16 protein-coding genes are annotated in these 14,736 nt (G+C 42.7%); 10 read left to right on the plus strand and 6 right to left on the minus strand.

Features of this window, described 5'->3' with window-relative positions; translation table 11 throughout:
- Positions 1-15: 15 nt before the first annotated feature.
- The gene (locus tag HLI_RS12315; protein ID WP_128525233.1) at positions 16-1,272 is read left to right on the plus strand and encodes an aminopeptidase; all 1,257 of its coding nucleotides are present in this window, start codon (positions 16-18) and stop codon (positions 1,270-1,272) included.
- Between the two features lie 147 nt (positions 1,273-1,419).
- On the opposite strand, the gene HLI_RS22220 is transcribed toward HLI_RS12315, so the two are convergent.
- From HLI_RS22220 to HLI_RS21905, 4 genes are read right to left on the minus strand one after another with little or no spacing between them, the layout of a single operon-like run.
- Complete coding sequence (locus tag HLI_RS22220; RefSeq protein ID WP_347232245.1) at positions 1,420-1,773, minus strand: ferredoxin reductase domain-containing protein; 354 nt, start codon at positions 1,771-1,773, stop codon at positions 1,420-1,422.
- Between the two features lie 36 nt (positions 1,774-1,809).
- Entirely contained in the window at positions 1,810-2,130 is a 321-nt protein-coding gene (locus HLI_RS22225) for a ferredoxin reductase domain-containing protein (RefSeq protein ID WP_347232246.1), read from the minus strand.
- Between the two features lie 39 nt (positions 2,131-2,169).
- A complete protein-coding gene (locus HLI_RS21900; RefSeq protein WP_128525234.1) occupies positions 2,170-2,559 on the minus strand; it encodes an SRPBCC family protein in 390 nt (129 codons plus the stop codon).
- Between the two features lie 3 nt (positions 2,560-2,562).
- The gene (locus tag HLI_RS21905; protein ID WP_128525235.1) at positions 2,563-2,886 is read right to left on the minus strand and encodes an ArsR/SmtB family transcription factor; all 324 of its coding nucleotides are present in this window, start codon (positions 2,884-2,886) and stop codon (positions 2,563-2,565) included.
- Between the two features lie 931 nt (positions 2,887-3,817).
- Between HLI_RS21905 and HLI_RS12340 the strand changes: the two genes are divergently transcribed.
- From HLI_RS12340 to HLI_RS12360, 5 genes are all read left to right on the plus strand, one after another.
- The gene (locus HLI_RS12340) at positions 3,818-4,357 is read left to right on the plus strand and encodes a hypothetical protein (protein WP_128525236.1); all 540 of its coding nucleotides are present in this window, start codon (positions 3,818-3,820) and stop codon (positions 4,355-4,357) included.
- 87 nt (positions 4,358-4,444) lie between these two features.
- Positions 4,445-4,999 carry a TetR/AcrR family transcriptional regulator gene (locus HLI_RS12345; protein ID WP_128525237.1) on the plus strand — a complete coding sequence of 185 codons (555 nt, stop codon included), beginning with the start codon at positions 4,445-4,447 and terminating at the stop codon, positions 4,997-4,999.
- 60 nt (positions 5,000-5,059) lie between these two features.
- Positions 5,060-6,202, plus strand: a complete 1,143-nt coding sequence (locus tag HLI_RS12350) for an MFS transporter (protein ID WP_128525238.1) — start codon at positions 5,060-5,062, stop codon at positions 6,200-6,202.
- Between the two features lie 150 nt (positions 6,203-6,352).
- Positions 6,353-7,615, plus strand: a complete 1,263-nt coding sequence (locus HLI_RS12355) for an MFS transporter (protein ID WP_241655842.1) — start codon at positions 6,353-6,355, stop codon at positions 7,613-7,615.
- On the plus strand, positions 7,569-8,189 hold the full coding sequence (locus HLI_RS12360; protein ID WP_128525239.1) for a TetR/AcrR family transcriptional regulator: 621 nt from the start codon (positions 7,569-7,571) through the stop codon (positions 8,187-8,189). The genes HLI_RS12355 and HLI_RS12360 overlap by 47 nt, the downstream gene beginning before the upstream one ends.
- A gap of 116 nt (positions 8,190-8,305) precedes the next feature.
- Here HLI_RS12360 and HLI_RS12365 read toward each other — a convergent pair whose 3' ends face one another.
- Both HLI_RS12365 and HLI_RS12370 read right to left on the minus strand, forming a co-directional pair.
- Positions 8,306-9,139, minus strand: coding sequence for an aldo/keto reductase (locus HLI_RS12365; RefSeq protein ID WP_128525240.1), 834 nt, complete (start codon positions 9,137-9,139; stop codon positions 8,306-8,308).
- A 252-nt stretch (positions 9,140-9,391) separates the two neighbouring features.
- Positions 9,392-9,754 carry a winged helix-turn-helix transcriptional regulator gene (locus tag HLI_RS12370; RefSeq protein WP_128525241.1) on the minus strand — a complete coding sequence of 121 codons (363 nt, stop codon included), beginning with the start codon at positions 9,752-9,754 and terminating at the stop codon, positions 9,392-9,394.
- Positions 9,755-10,117: 363 nt separating this feature from the next.
- On the opposite strand from HLI_RS12370, the gene HLI_RS12375 reads away from it, so the two are divergent.
- The 4 genes from HLI_RS12375 (at position 10,118) to HLI_RS12390 (ending at position 14,725) form a co-directional block, all read left to right on the plus strand.
- A complete protein-coding gene (locus tag HLI_RS12375) occupies positions 10,118-11,335 on the plus strand; it encodes an MFS transporter (RefSeq protein ID WP_128525242.1) in 1,218 nt (405 codons plus the stop codon).
- Positions 11,336-11,659: 324 nt separating this feature from the next.
- Positions 11,660-12,610 carry a sugar kinase gene (locus tag HLI_RS12380; protein WP_128525243.1) on the plus strand — a complete coding sequence of 317 codons (951 nt, stop codon included), beginning with the start codon at positions 11,660-11,662 and terminating at the stop codon, positions 12,608-12,610.
- Positions 12,611-12,667: 57 nt separating this feature from the next.
- Complete coding sequence (allD, locus tag HLI_RS12385) at positions 12,668-13,678, plus strand: ureidoglycolate dehydrogenase (RefSeq protein ID WP_128525244.1); 1,011 nt, start codon at positions 12,668-12,670, stop codon at positions 13,676-13,678.
- Between the two features lie 51 nt (positions 13,679-13,729).
- On the plus strand, positions 13,730-14,725 hold the full coding sequence (locus HLI_RS12390) for a TRAP transporter substrate-binding protein (RefSeq protein WP_128525245.1): 996 nt from the start codon (positions 13,730-13,732) through the stop codon (positions 14,723-14,725).
- Positions 14,726-14,736: the final 11 nt, after the last annotated feature.

Here is a 14,736-nt window from a genome sequence, read left to right on the forward strand (position 1 = left end):
AGGGGGAGGATGAATATGAAATTTCCTAGTCAAGAAAAGCTTGAGAAATATGCAGACTTAGCCTTGAAAACAGGAGTCAATTTGCAAAAAGGTCAGAAGTTGATGATCAACTCTCCTATCGAAGGTGCTGAATTCACACGGGTGATTGCTCAAAAGGCCTATGAAATGGAGGCGGAAGATGTACATATTAACTGGACAGATGATGCATTGACCAGGATGAAATATGAATATGGTGGGCAGGAAACTCTTTCTGAAGTTCCTGGGTGGCAGCAACAACAGTACACGTATTTTGCTAAAGAAGGTGCTGCGATTCTCTCTGTGATGGCCAACGATCCTGATCTTCTTAAAGGGATGGATGCCGGAAAAGTAGCAGCGGCTAATAAAGCAAGAGCAGAAGCGATGTCGGAGTTCCGTCAACATATAATGAGCGACCGTATTCAATGGTCGATCGTCAGTATTCCGATCCCTGCGTGGGCTCAGAAAATTTTTCCGAACGAGAGCAGTGAAAAGGCAGTGGATAAGCTTTGGGACCAAATTTTCAAGATTGTTCGAGTTGATCAGGAAGATCCTGTTGCTGCCTGGGAAGAGCACAACAAAACGTTGCTTAAGGCAAGACGGTATTTAAATAAGAAACAGTACAGCAAGCTGGTTTATAAAGCCCCAGGGACGAATTTGGAAGTGGAGCTTCCAAAAGACCACATTTGGAAAGGTGGACGCAGGCCCCTCGCTACGGGAAACGAGGATATTCAGTTCAACCCTAATATTCCAACCGAAGAGGTCTTTACCGCTCCTCATAAATACGGAGTATACGGAAAAGTTTCCAGCACCAAACCGTTAAATTACGGTGGGAATCTTATTGAAAACTTCTCCCTTACATTTGAAGGAGGTAAAGTTGTTGACTTCAATGCTGAAGAAGGGGCAGAGACGATGAAACACTTGCTGGAAACCGATGAAGGTTCGCAACGCCTTGGTGAGCTTGCCCTTGTGCCGCACGAATCACCAATTTCTCAATCAGGATTGATTTTTTACAATACACTTTTTGATGAGAACGCTTCTTGTCACTTAGCTTTAGGGAAGGCTTACCCGAATAACGTGAGTGGCGGTTCTGATATGAGTGGGGACGCACTTGATCAAAATGGAATCAACGACAGCTTATCTCACGTAGATTTTATGATGGGTTCAGCCGAACTTGATATTGATGGTGTTTTGGAAGATGGAACACAGGAGCCGGTAATGAGAAATGGGAGCTGGGCCATTTCATTCAACGAATAAGAAAGGGAATGCTGCTAATCATTGATTTAGCAGCATTTTATGTGGCTTTTCAGGCATTAATATGTGTAGGGGTTTTGCGGAAGAGAAAGGGGCAGCACAACTTTCAATTTCAGATGGTGCGCTGCATTTTAGATGTAACATTCTTCTTTACTCGACCCCTCTAAAAGCATCCTTTTTAATATTTCGTTTTGAAATATGCTTTTCCTTTAAATAATTGGTCATGGATTCCACCATGGATTTCGGACCAGAAACAAAGTATTGAGCATTATTGTTATGTGAGGCAATGAATTCATCGATATAGGAGTACATATCATTTCTTGTACTGAGATAGTGTACATCTATTGAAGTATTACGAGCCAATTCATCAAGTTCATCTTTGTAGAGGTGTGCTTCCTGACTATCTACATAGAGAAGTTCACTTGGTTTTCCTCCCCTGTTCCCTTCAGCCTCTAATTGCTTTAGGATAGCCCGGAATGGGGTGATGCCAATACCGCCTGCCATGAATAGTCTCGGGGTCTCGTCCTTCAAGTAAAACGATCAAACAGGACCAATCATTTTGATTCTCATACCCTCTTCAAGTTCTAAGAGGGCTTTTTTAAATTCGCTCGGCTCTTCATCTATCCTTGTTGTAATTCTAACGACACCTTCCGAAGGGGATGATGCCACACTGAAAGGGCGAATAGAGTCCTTCATTTTCTTATGCGTGATGGTGAATAACCCATGCTGTCCCTCATTCCAAGATAAATCCTTACCCTTTTCAAATAGAAAGGTGTAAACACGATCAGATTCTTGATACCTCTTAATAAAGGGGAGTTCTGTTTTAGTGAAGATGGATAATTTATCTTTTAAAAAGCTCATTCTCATATCCCTCCTTTATGTTGTGAATCCATAAAGTGCTTATGATTCTTCTAATACGGTTTTCAGCTGATCCACCATACTTGCCCAGCCATATTTCGCACCCATGAAGGCTTGGTTTTCTTCCTCGAATCCTGTGTGATCAAGATGTAAATAAGTTGTTTCGCCTTCTTGCGTTAATGTCCATGTGACAATAGTGTCGATTGGACCGCCTACCCATGTGTAAGATAGTTTGTGAGGCTTGTCCACCACCAATACTTCACTATCTACAACCAGGTCTATTTCCTCATTTCGGAATTGACATTTATAACCCTCGATCGGCTTGAAGTTATTTTCCATAACCCACTGGGCCAGCGTCTCAGATTGTGTTAAAGCATTCCATACTTTATCAATGGAACTCTTAAACTGAAAATCTAATGATAAATTTGCCATGTTTTATTCCTCCAATATATTTTTGAGTATGCTTGCTCTTTCATTCCAGAACTTCTCATAGAAAGCCAACCAGTCTTTTACTTCCTGTAAGGGTCCTGGGTTCAACTTGAATCTTGTTTCTCTACCTTTTTTACGGTTAACTACTAAATTGGCTTCTTTAAGGACTGTCAAATGCTTAGAAACAGCAGTCCGACCCATCTCAAAATGAGGCGTCAGTTCGTAAAGAGGCAGATCCTCATCTGAATCGGCTAACAGACGTATCAACTTTCGTCTTGTTGGATCTGCAATAGCTACAAAAACGTCACGTTCCTGGTGTGTGCGGTTCAAAACCCTACCTCCTCATCGTTTTATATGACACCAAACAGTGCCTTAATTATATGACACCATAGAGTGTCTAGTCAAGTTTATAGGAAACCGATACTAATCGTGAAAACAAACCATCTGTATTACGTAATATATAAAATTATCCGATAAATCGATTAAATTAAATCCTGGTGCATGGTCTATCGCTATCCTGATTGAGTATGGCTGGGTCAGGCAATTGATAATAATAGTTCCTTTTGCAATAATATGGTAATGAGATGCTCGGTTTTGATGAAGGGGAGAAAGTCTGTGAATCCTGTTAAGAAAGCGTATGGATATGTAGTACGGTATAGGAATGGAAAACCGCAATTGTTAGTCTTCCAACATCCGTTCAAGGAAGCGGGAATTCAAATTCCTAAAGGTACATATGAACACGGTAGTATCAGCGATCTACATATCTGTTTCAATTTTACTATTTACATTAATAGGCATAGCGCAAAGTTTACCAGCTGTTCATTTCAGTTATTCCAATAGTGTCGTTCCATGGTTACCGTGGCTTACACTTGGTTTGGGTATCTATTCAATTGTTGATAATAAAAAAAGATAAGGTTGCTACATAAAGGGTGAAATACTTGTGTGGATCTCGATAAGAGTTGTTTGATGGAGGATTCCGGATGTTTTTATTAGCAGCTACAGGTGGTTTGAATGTTGGAGATATGATAGCCTAGCTATTTTTCTTCGTTATTTTGATTTCTATAGTAGTAGGAATTGTTACATTTGTTGTGATGGTTAAACAGAGAAAGAAACAATTAAATAGGATAGAGGAAAAGTTGGATCAACTCATCCGAAGAGAAAAATAGGTTTTATTGAAAAGGCTGTACATAATGGATTGTTCGTTTGTAAAACACCTTTCAAAGGATACAGCAAACATGGCCGGAGAAAGGAAGGGAAAATTATGAAGAAGTTTGGGTTATTTGTCCTGATCCTTATTGTTACCTCATGTCAATCGGGAGAAAACTCTCAAGATACGCTTTCACCTGAGGATGATCGTTCTGAGGAGGCAGCACCGCTTGAAGAAAAGTACCTAAATGCAGTGTTGAAGGAAACAACTTTTACATTTCAAGGGGAGTCTTATCCGGCAAACTATCATGTGACCTGTTTAAACGAAACGGCATGTGAAGCACCTTCCACAAATAATATTGAGTCATATACAGAGTGGAAAGAAGAAGTGGATCCGGTCAAGATTCCTGCGAATATAGGAGATGAAGTAACCATCGACTTTCCTGAAGATGTGCCTGACCCTGAGCGTCTTAACATTCAAAAACAGCAAGGTGCAACAGGAAGAGATGAATCAATGGAAAATAAAACGATTGAAATCATGGGGAAGGAAGGCACGGATATCATTTACATTGTACGCGCTGAATGGTTTGAAGGGGAAAAGAAGACAGCTGGAGTACAGTTTGCCTTCATTGTTCCGGCTCCGGAAATTTCCTGATCAACCTTAGGAGTTGCTACAGAAAAAGTAAATTGTTAAGATTAACTATAAAGGTTGTTCTATCTAAAAAAAGGAGACATAGCTGATATGGGTCGATCAAAAAAGAAAGACGCAATACTTCAAGTGGCTGAACGATTATTTTATGAGCATGGGTTCCGCGGGGTAGGATTAAAGCAGATTATCAAGGAAGCCAATGTAGCCACCATGACGATCTACAATCATTTTTCATCAAAGGATAATTTGGTGGAAGAAGTACTGAAGCAGAGAGAAGAACGTTATTGGTCTTACTTGGATGCACACGTGGAAATGGATTCTGATTCTCCGTTTATCCTTGCAGTGGAAGCCCATGGTCGCTGGCTGAAAGAGCAATCTTACAGAGGATGTATGTTCTTGAGGGCCATTGAAGACTATGCAGGTACTGATAATGAGATAGAAAACATAGCAAGAGGTCATAAATCCAAATTACTTCAATATTTTCAACTGCTAGCTCAAAGGAAAGGAAAAGACAACGAACGGGATTTAGCACACCAGTTTACATTGCTGCTGGAAGGTACGACATCAATGACTACCTTGGTAGGAGCAGAGAAGGCAACAAATCATTCGATTGCGATGGCGAGGACACTTGTCCAACATACATCGTAATTTTTTTACCTGTATATTAGAAAGGTCGTTCTATATAAAAAGTAAGGCGAGGTGGAGATTATGAAGTTTTCGAAGTTAGTGTTACCTGGAGTTACCATGATTGCGGTCACCTATGGCTTGGCAAGGTTCAGTTTTGGACTGCTTCTCCCTGAGATCAATCGAACACTTGAAATGTCCGAGCTGGTATCAGGGCTGATCTCTTCGCTGTTTTATTTAGCGTATTGTTTCACCATCATCCTATCCACGGTGATCACTACAAAAGAAGGGCCAAGGAGGATGATCCTTTCAGCTGGACTTTCTGCTTTTATCGGACTGCTGTTCATGTGCATAGCTACAAATGTATGGGTCCTTGGGTTAGGAGTGTTATTAGCTGGAGGAAGCACGGGTCTGGTATCTCCTCCCTATGGCGCGGCGATAGCGCTTTGGATTAAAGAGGGTGAGCAAGGCAGAGCAAATACCTGGGTCAATTCAGGCACTAGTTTCGGTATAGCCCTATCTGGATTAGGAGCGATTTTATTAACGCCGCACTGGAGACTGACGTATTTGATTTATGCTATCGTAGCATGCTTGATGTTGGTGTGGAATTTTCAAGTGATTCCTAAAAAGGAAACGGGTTCCTCGAAGTTGATGTTGAAGAAAGGGGACCTCGCTATACGTGGGGTGAAAGGGGCCGTCCCATTAAGTTTAGCTTCTCTTTTGCTGGGAGCTTCCACAGCGGCCTTCTGGACATTTTCCAGATCATTCATTGAAGTGGCTGGGGATTATAGTGATTTACAGCTTTCTGGATTTTGGGTCACTATAGGGATGTTTGGTGTATTAGGTGGGTTTTCCGGTTCTTTAATTGAAAGAAGAGGTTTGTCATTTTCTTATAAGTTAGGAAGTTTGGCGATCGGATCAGCATCGATTATCCTAGCTGTTACGTCTGAGAATTGGTTATTGTCATACTTATCGGCGGGAATTTTTGGTTGTTCCTATATATTTTTAACCGGTGTTCTTATTGTCTGGGGAATCCGTGTGTTTATTAAGAATGCCTCCTTAGGGATCGGTGTGCCGTTTCTGCTTTTAGCGGTGGGACAAGTCCTCGGTTCTATACTTGCTGGCTTGTTTATCGGAACTTGGGGATATGCCATTTCTTTTATGCTTTACGGAATGGTCGGCATTGCAGCTGCCCTTATGGGTCCAAATGAAGAGTCAAAAAGATAGATTTTATGTAGAAGAGGGGATGCCCGGAAGGTTAGCGAGATAATATAAATATTGACTTTTTTCAAAAAAGCGTTGCAAAACGACATTGATGTCGATATAATGAAATCAACAAAAAGACATTGGTGTCGTTTTAATGAGGGGGTCTATCAAATGCAACGTTTAATGAAAAATAAAGGGTATATGACGCTGATGTCCGCACAAGCGATTTCAAGCATCGGCGACTGGCTCAGCATTGTCGCGATCATCACACTGGTCGGCTTGAAATGGGATGCATCTCCACTGGAGGTTTCCTTCGTCTTTCTCTGTCTGGCTGTGCCGATGGCCTTGTTCGGTCCGGTGGCTGGTATCATCGCCGATCGTTTCAGCCGGAAGACATTAATGATTGTTTCCGATGTTGTAAGAGCAGTGTTGATTCTGATTTTGACCATCGCTACATCGCTTTGGATGGTGTACGCAACATTGCTTACAATCGGTATTTTTTCTGCTTTATTTATCCCTGCGAAAAATGGCAAGCTGAAGGAAGTAGTGCCTGAGAAAGACATGAAAGGAGCGATGTCGATCACCTCGATGATCGATTCGTCTACGAAAATCCTCGGTCCGCTCATCAGTGGATTGCTTGTCACTATAGTCGGTGCCCAGCAGGTGTTCATTATCGATTCGGCCACCTTCCTTGTCTCAGCTGTCATCTTGTTGTTCGTGCCGAATGCGGTTAACCTTGAAACTGAAGAAATCGCAACTGAACAGGGCGCATTTAAAAAAGAGTTCGCCCTCGGATTTTCTTTCCTCAAGTCCAACCGTTTTATGATGACGGGTCTGATCCTGGTAGGGCTCAGCCTCTTGATACTTCAGTCAGCTGATTCGCAGTTGATCGTATTGATTAGAGAATTGACGTATGCCTCTCCTGATTTGTTCGGTTATCTTGTGACAGGATCCGGCCTGGGCATGTTCGCAGCTGGTTTTCTACTGGCGAAAAAGACGGACTACAAACCCTATCCCCTCATGCTTCTCGGAGTCTGTGGGATTGGATTAAGCTTTGGGGTTATGGGAGCGCTGACCCATTACGATCTCAGCTATTCGAGCATATGGGGACCAGCTTTAGGTTTTACCGCTGGATTCTCTGCCAGCCTGATTTTCGTACCCTTCCAGGCAACAGTGCAAGTCAACACTCCTGTCCATATGACGGGCCGCGTTTTCGGCGTCATCAACAGTGTCATGACGACAGCTACCATCATTGGACCGCTGCTCGGGGGCTGGATCGCAACGATCATCGGGGTTATTCCGACCTTCACGATTACGGCGAGCCTCCTTGTAGTCGTTTCACTGATAGGATTTTTTACAAAACGAAAAGTAGAGCGAGGGATTACAGATGTCTCCACGAGTAAGCAAGGAACACCTGAAGCAACGACGAGCTGACATTATGGAAGCCGCTACCAGAGTTTTTATTGAACACGGCTATGAGCATACGACGATGAAGCACGTCATGGAAGCAGCAAATGTGAGCCGTGGCGGTCTCTATCAATATTTTTCAAACAAAGAGGACCTGTTTGAAGCACTCCTTGAAGAGGGGCTCACCGACGAAGCTGAAGAAACGGAACTTTCTCTTGAGAAGACGGATTCCTACTGGACATTGCTGATGGAGTTTCTATTTGGAGAGGGTGGGAAACCGAATGCCGGTATGGACCCGCTCGCTCCAAGCAAGCTCGAATTCTTCATCACCGGCCGCAACGATGAACGCCGCCGCGCTTATGGTGAAAAAAGGTATGAACTCGGACTCGGCATTTACAAAGAAATCATCCAGGCGGGGCAGAATTCCGGGGAATTCAGTGATAAATTTGACAGTGAGCTTATCGCCAGGTCGATCATCACCTTTGTCGACGGGCTCGCTCTTGATCATGCGATTTTGCCGCAGGAGAAGATGAAACTTGAAGAGCAGTCTATTTTGTTCGTAGATTATTTGAAAATGGCGTTAGAAGTATCCTCCTCTTGATGAGGGGGATTTTTTGAAGGAATACTTATGATTTCGAGGTTGTTTTTATTAGTACCTGACTCCCGCTATGCTAACGACTTAGCACAAGGGGGGTCAGGCGTGAACAAGGATAGAAATTAAAAATTAAATTCGTCAGGGTCTGGTCCACTTCGAAGGTTTTCATTCAGACCGTTCAATTGCTTCATTTCATCTTCCGGGAGTGAGAAATCATACAGGCTGATATTCTCGCTGATTCTTGAAGGGGTCATAGACTTAGGTATAGTAATGACACCATGTTGGAGATCCCAGCGAAGGATGATTTGTGCCGGTGATTTACCGTGTTTCTCAGCAAGCTCAAGTATCTGTTCGTTGTTTAACAGTTCGGCATTCATGAGAGGAGACCATGCTTCTACTTGAATATTGTGTGTTCGGCAATACTCTCTGACTTCCTCCTGTGTTAATTTAGGGTGAAACTCGATTTGGTTAATTACGGGTGTTACCTCTGCCTTTTGGAGAAGGCTTTCTAAGTGATACACTTGAAAATTACTCACACCGATGGACTTCACCCGTCCTTCCTTGTAAAGGTGCTCAAGCGCTTTCCATGGCTCAAGATATTTGTCCTGCCCTGGCCAATGGATTAAATAAAGGTCCAGATAATTTAGGCCCATTCGTTCAAGGGTTTGTTCATAGGCCGTAATCGTTTCATCATAAGATGAATGCTCATTCCACAATTTGGATGTGATGAATAGCTCTTCTCTTGTCACGATTCCTTGTTCAATGGCTTTACGGATGCCATTTCCCACACTGCTTTCATTCCCATATATAGCGGCGGTGTCAATGCTGCGATAGCCTGAACGTATGGCTGTTACGACAGCATCTTCGAGGGCCTCTCCTTCTTCTACCCGGAAGACACCATAACCGACTTCCGGCATCTCTATACCATTATTTAATTGAATGTACTTAACTCCCATGATGTAAGCTCCTTTTCTTTATACATGAATAAGACCGGTTGGCCAACTCGCGTCTTGTTGAATAATCGTAAATCATAGCATCACGATTGAATAGTAGGCACTTTCATGTTCCATAGGTACTTTTAAGTAACATTCAGTCACTGGCGCTGTTTGGAGGGCCGGCTTCTATTGAAAAAATGACTTATTAATACGCTGTGTTACCTTTTCATAACTGAAAAAACCTTCATGCCATCGCATGAAGGTACAGATTTTCTATATTTGTTGCAGCTCGGTTTCTTCTAATAGAACTTCCGATTTATCAGGGTAAGTGTTCTCAATATGCTGCTCTCCCCAGGCACACAGCATATCCAAAGCAGGCATCAATGACCAGCCATAGTCTGTCAATCTATAAATAACTTTCGGTGGTACTTGATTGAATACAACCCGGTCAAGGACACCGTCTTCTTCTAATTCTCTTAATTGCTGTGTAAGCATTTTTTGAGTGATTCCCGGCATCAAACGTTTTAACTCGCTTGTTCTCCGTTCGTTTTTAATCAGGTGACAGAGGATGACAACTTTCCATTTACCACCTATGACTTCAAGAGCGGCTTCTACTGGGATATTGTATTTTTTCATTAAAATCCCTTCTTTCGTTAGATTACAAACCACAATACTAAACAAACTAACACAGCTATAATCCTTAATCCAATTTTGAGCTTAATACTTATAATAAGGTTTCTACATAGTAAATACAACAGAAGCGCAGGTGCTAGATATAAAAGGGAGCTGCGCTTTCCTGCGTGGCTAAAGGAAGTAGATTCACAAAAAAATGAGCGATGAACGCTTGGTATGACTTAAATGTTACTTTGAGGTGCCTACGTGACTTTAAAGTGCGTACTTCTATTAATTTCCACGCCCTTTTATAATCAGGCTTACAGATAAAGCGAAAGGCGCCTTCGTGAATATCTGAAGTTTGAAAAATAAAAGGAGGCTGCTCTTATGAGTACGCAAACGGCAACAGTGAACAACACAAAGGCCAAAGGGGGCACCGCAGCTCTACTTGCCCTGGCCATCAGTGCCTTCGGAATCGGGACGACAGAGTTCGTTCCGATTGGTTTGCTTTCAACGATTGCTGATGATTTATCTATATCTATTACCCTGGCAGGATTATTAATCTCAGGTTATGCCCTCGGTGTCGCAGTTGGTGCCCCGGTATTAACAGCTTTGACAAATAGGATGAACCGCAAGTCCCTTTTAATGGGGTTAATGGCGCTGTTTATTGTTGGAAACTCCGTGGCTGCTATGTCCACGAGTTTCAGTCTATTATTAGTTGCGAGGTTCATAACCGCATTTTCACATGGTATATTCTTTTCCATCGGCTCAACGATTGCGGCTGATTTAGTGCCGGAGCATAAACGGGCCAGTGCGATTGCTTCTATGTTTACAGGATTGACAGTCGCCACAGTAACAGGCGTCCCTCTGGGAACGTTCATAGGTCAAGCCTTTGGATGGAGAGCCACATTTGCAGGGGTCGCTCTGTTAGGAGTGATCGGAATGATCGCAAGTGCTGTTCTAGTTCCAAAAAATTTGAAAGAAGCACCACCTGCGAAATTCAGTGAGCAAGTGAAGATTCTGACCAATAGCCGCTTGATGCTTGCCTTTCTCATTACAGCCCTTGGCTATGGAGGGACGTTCGTTGCATTTACGTACCTCACACCACTCCTTGAAGATGTTACAGGTTTCAGTTCAAAGTGGGTAAGCTCCATTTTACTTCTGTATGGGGTGGCTGTAGCCATCGGAAATATTATAGGAGGAAAAGCATCCGATAAAAATCCTCTGAAAGCTTTATCAACCATGTTCTTATTACAAGCGATTATCCTATTTATCCTGACTTTCGCGGCTCCCTTTAAGTTCATTGGCCTTGTGATGATTTTTCTCATGGGCTTATTCGCTTTCATGAACGTATCCGGATTGCAGGTTCTTGTAGTGAATCTTGCTGAAAAATATGTACCATCAGCGGTAAATGTGGCATCTGCTTTGAATATCGCCGCTTTTAATATCGGAATTGCGATCGGTTCTTTTGTCGGGGGTCTGATTGTCGATCATTTAGGGCTGATCCACACGCCGTGGATCGGAGCGGTTATGGTAGTTGGTGCTGTCTTCTTAACAGCCTGGCTGCGCGGTCTTGAACGAAAAGCGGTACAAACTATAAAATAAATAAGTTTAAAACAAATGTCCCCCACCGGAGAGCAATGACCTTTCTCTAAAGGGGGATATTCATTTACATATATTAACAAATAAAATTGTAAGAAAAATTAAAACTTTCTATTTTAAAAACGCTTTCACTGTGATAAACTTTCACTAAATCGATTTAGTAGAACGGTTTAGTAAACCGATTTAGCTTAAAGTTGGAAATAGGTAGATGGATCGCTTGTTATCCGATATTTTTTTAATTATTTATGTAAGCGGTTCCTGTGATGATTGAGTTACTTATAAAGAACAGACAAAAAGAAATTTCTATTAAGGAAAGCAGGGGTAGTCATGAATGATGTAATAACCATAGGTGATGCAATGATCACTTTTGACCCTTCCACCACTGGTCCGATGAGACATGTCAGTTCTTTTACAAGGAAAGTTGGAGGCGCTGAATTGAATGTCGCCATTGGCTGTGCACGATTAGGGCTCAAAACTGGATGGATCAGTCGACTTGGGAAGGATGAATTCGGGCGTCACATCTATAACTTCACCAGGGGGGAAGGGATCGATGTTTCTGAAGTAGAGTTGATGGAAGGGTTCCCTACCTCGCTTAACTTCAAAGAAATAGGTGCAGATGGTTCTGGTAAGACATTTTATTACCGTCACCAGTCGCCTACCTCAACACTGACTGCTGAATCATTGAATGAGGATTATTTTCGAAATGCCCGCTTATTACACATTACGGGCGTATTCCCGGCTGTTAGTGACAAAAACATCGAAGTCATCGATGCAGCTATTTCGTTAGCTGAAAAACATGGTGTCAAAATTGCTTTAGACCCGAATATCCGTTTGAAATTATGGAGTGAGGATAAGGCGCGGACAACATTATTGAATTGGATGCCGTATGTGGATTACTTACTTACAGGGTTGGATGAAGCTGAGTTGTTATTTGGGACAAGAGAAATTGGAGAAATTACTGAACATGCCAAAAAGTATGGCCTTTCCCATCTATTCTTGAAGCTGGGTGCAGAAGGTTCTATGGTATGGACCCAGGGAGAACTGATTGAAAAGCCTGCTGAAGAAGTTGAAATGATAGCGGATACAGTAGGGGCGGGAGATGGATTCGATGCAGGAGTCATTTATGGTCTCTTGAATGATTGGAATTCAGAACGTATTCTCACTTTCGCAAATAAGATCGGTTCAATGGTGGTCGGAGTGTACGGAGATAACGAAGGCTTACCTTATATGGATGAAGTATTGGAGAAGCTAGGTGAGAAAACATTGATAGAAAGGTAGATGACTGGCTTCTCACTAAGAGGAGCGATGATTCAACTTAGAAAGGAAGTAGTGGTTATGGCGGATGTAGTCCTCCAGCAAGAAAATCTTAAGTCTTTAGTTGTTGAGAAGTTGATGAGTGCAAAAGTGAGTGAAGCACATGCGGAAGTCGTTGCAGATGTCCTTATCCACGCTGATTTGAGGGGGGTAAGCTCTCATGGAGTCTTAAGAACAGAACATTATGTAAAAAGAATGGCAGAAGGTGGAATGAATCCAGACCCTCAGTTCAATGTGAAACGTAAAGGTTCAGCAGGAGCCATTTTTGATGGCGACAATGGCATGGGCCATGTAATTGCTAAAGAGGCGATGGACGAAGCTGTCAAACTATCGAATGAAAGTGGGATTGGTATTGTCGGAGTAGTAAACAGCAGTCATTGCGGGGCATTATCTTACTATGCGGAACAGGCAGCTAAAGAAAACACGATCAGCATGATTATGACTCACACGGATAGCGCGGTCGTACCCTTTGGAGGGGCAGAACCTTACTTTGGTACAAATCCAATTGCATATGGCTTTCCAGCTAACAAACATAAACCGATCATCCTTGATATGGCAACAAGCAATGTTGCACTTGGCAAGGTATTGCACGCGAGAGAAACAGGCAAGGAGATCCCAGATGATTGGGGGGTTGATGGTAAAGGTGCACCAGTCACCGATCCGAATCTAGTCAAACACTTATTGCCGGCAAGTGGACCTAAGGGGTATGGCTTAGGACTCGCGGTTGACGTCATGACAGGAGTTTTGACTGGCTCAGCTTTCGGTCCGAGCATTTCAGCCATGTATGGTGATTACAACAAATACCGCCAGTTGAGTCATGTCATCGTAACGATTGATGCAGGGTTGTTTATTGATAAAGAGGTGTTTCTCGAAAATATTGACAAGATGGTTGATGAATTACATGCGGTCAAACCTGCGGAAGGCTTTCCTTCAGTGATGGTACCTGGGGAGCCTGAGCAATTGAAAGAAGAGGCTCGCAGGCAAGAGGGGATTCCGGTTCCAAAAAGCATCTATAACTACTTGAAGTCTTAGTGGTGGAAGGTTCACCTTTAAGTATAGATAAAACCCAAGGAGGTATTTTAAATGAAAAAAATGTTGAGCATTATGACAGTTAGTATGTTGGCGATGGTATTAGCAGCTTGCGGCGGAGATGAAAGCGCTTCAGGTTCAGGGGATACGGTCACTTGGAAACTGGGACACTTGTCAAATGAAGATCATCAATGGAATAAAACAGCTGAAAAGTTTGCTGAGCTAGTGGATGAGAAGACAGATGGCAAGCTGCAAATAGAAATCTACCCGAATGAACAGCTAGGGTCTGAAACAGAAGTGTTGAATGGTATTGAAGCTGGGACAGTCGACATGACAATCTCTGGTGAAACGATGCAGAACTGGGCTCCAGAAGCCGCATTAATGGCAGCACCTTACGCGTTCAAAGGAGAAGACCACCTGAAAAGTGTTGTCGAGGGAGATATTGGGGCAGATATTGAAAGTAGTATTAAAGAAAATGTTGGTGTTACACCACTTTATTACCACATGCGGGCACCACGTAACTTGACATCAAACGAGCCAATTGAAACACCGGCTGACTTGGAAGGTTTCAAAATGCGTGTACCAAACGTACCACTATTCATGGATACATGGGAAGCTGCAGGTGCAAGACCTCAAGTCATGGACTTCAGTGAAGTGTTTACTGGTTTGCAGCAAGGAGTTATCGACGGGCAGGAGAACCCGGTTGACTTGATCCAAAGTGCAGGATTTTCTGAAGTACAAGACTATGTCAATAAGACCGAACATGTTTATTCTTGGATTTATGTTGTCGTAGGTAACGAGCAATTTGAATCATTAGATGAAGAAACGCAAAAAGCTGTGCAAGAAGCAGCAGCTGAAGCACAATCCTTCGGTATGGATCTATATAAATCTGAAACTGAAAAGATTACTCAAGAGCTGAAAGATGCAGGCATGGAGTTCGTGGAAGTTGATCAAGCTGCATTTAGTGAAGCTATGAAACCAGCCGTAGAGAAGAGTTTGTCAGAAGAACAGCTTAAGTTGTATGAAAGAATCGTTGAAGCTGGGAAATAATCATGACCTGG

It is taken from the genome of Halobacillus litoralis (assembly GCF_004101865.1).
Taxonomy (GTDB): domain Bacteria; phylum Bacillota; class Bacilli; order Bacillales; family Halobacillaceae; genus Halobacillus; species Halobacillus litoralis_A.

Bases quoted from the DNA above. Each gene is read 5' to 3' on its own strand.
- HLI_RS12315 (WP_128525233.1), top strand. From the start codon at position 16: ATGAAATTTCCTAGTCAAGAAAAGCTTGAGAAATATGCAGACTTAGCC.
- HLI_RS22220 (WP_347232245.1), bottom strand. From the start codon at position 1,773: ATGGCAGGCGGTATTGGCATCACCCCATTCCGGGCTATCCTAAAGCAA.
- HLI_RS22225 (WP_347232246.1), bottom strand. From the start codon at position 2,130: ATGAGCTTTTTAAAAGATAAATTATCCATCTTCACTAAAACAGAACTC.
- HLI_RS21900 (WP_128525234.1), bottom strand. From the start codon at position 2,559: ATGGCAAATTTATCATTAGATTTTCAGTTTAAGAGTTCCATTGATAAA.
- HLI_RS12340 (WP_128525236.1), top strand. From the start codon at position 3,818: ATGAAGAAGTTTGGGTTATTTGTCCTGATCCTTATTGTTACCTCATGT.
- HLI_RS12345 (WP_128525237.1), top strand. From the start codon at position 4,445: ATGGGTCGATCAAAAAAGAAAGACGCAATACTTCAAGTGGCTGAACGA.
- HLI_RS12350 (WP_128525238.1), top strand. From the start codon at position 5,060: ATGAAGTTTTCGAAGTTAGTGTTACCTGGAGTTACCATGATTGCGGTC.
- HLI_RS12355 (WP_241655842.1), top strand. From the start codon at position 6,353: ATGCAACGTTTAATGAAAAATAAAGGGTATATGACGCTGATGTCCGCA.
- HLI_RS12360 (WP_128525239.1), top strand. From the start codon at position 7,569: ATGTCTCCACGAGTAAGCAAGGAACACCTGAAGCAACGACGAGCTGAC.
- HLI_RS12365 (WP_128525240.1), bottom strand. From the start codon at position 9,139: ATGGGAGTTAAGTACATTCAATTAAATAATGGTATAGAGATGCCGGAA.
- HLI_RS12370 (WP_128525241.1), bottom strand. From the start codon at position 9,754: ATGAAAAAATACAATATCCCAGTAGAAGCCGCTCTTGAAGTCATAGGT.
- HLI_RS12375 (WP_128525242.1), top strand. From the start codon at position 10,118: ATGAGTACGCAAACGGCAACAGTGAACAACACAAAGGCCAAAGGGGGC.
- HLI_RS12380 (WP_128525243.1), top strand. From the start codon at position 11,660: ATGAATGATGTAATAACCATAGGTGATGCAATGATCACTTTTGACCCT.
- allD (WP_128525244.1), top strand. From the start codon at position 12,668: ATGGCGGATGTAGTCCTCCAGCAAGAAAATCTTAAGTCTTTAGTTGTT.
- HLI_RS12390 (WP_128525245.1), top strand. From the start codon at position 13,730: ATGAAAAAAATGTTGAGCATTATGACAGTTAGTATGTTGGCGATGGTA.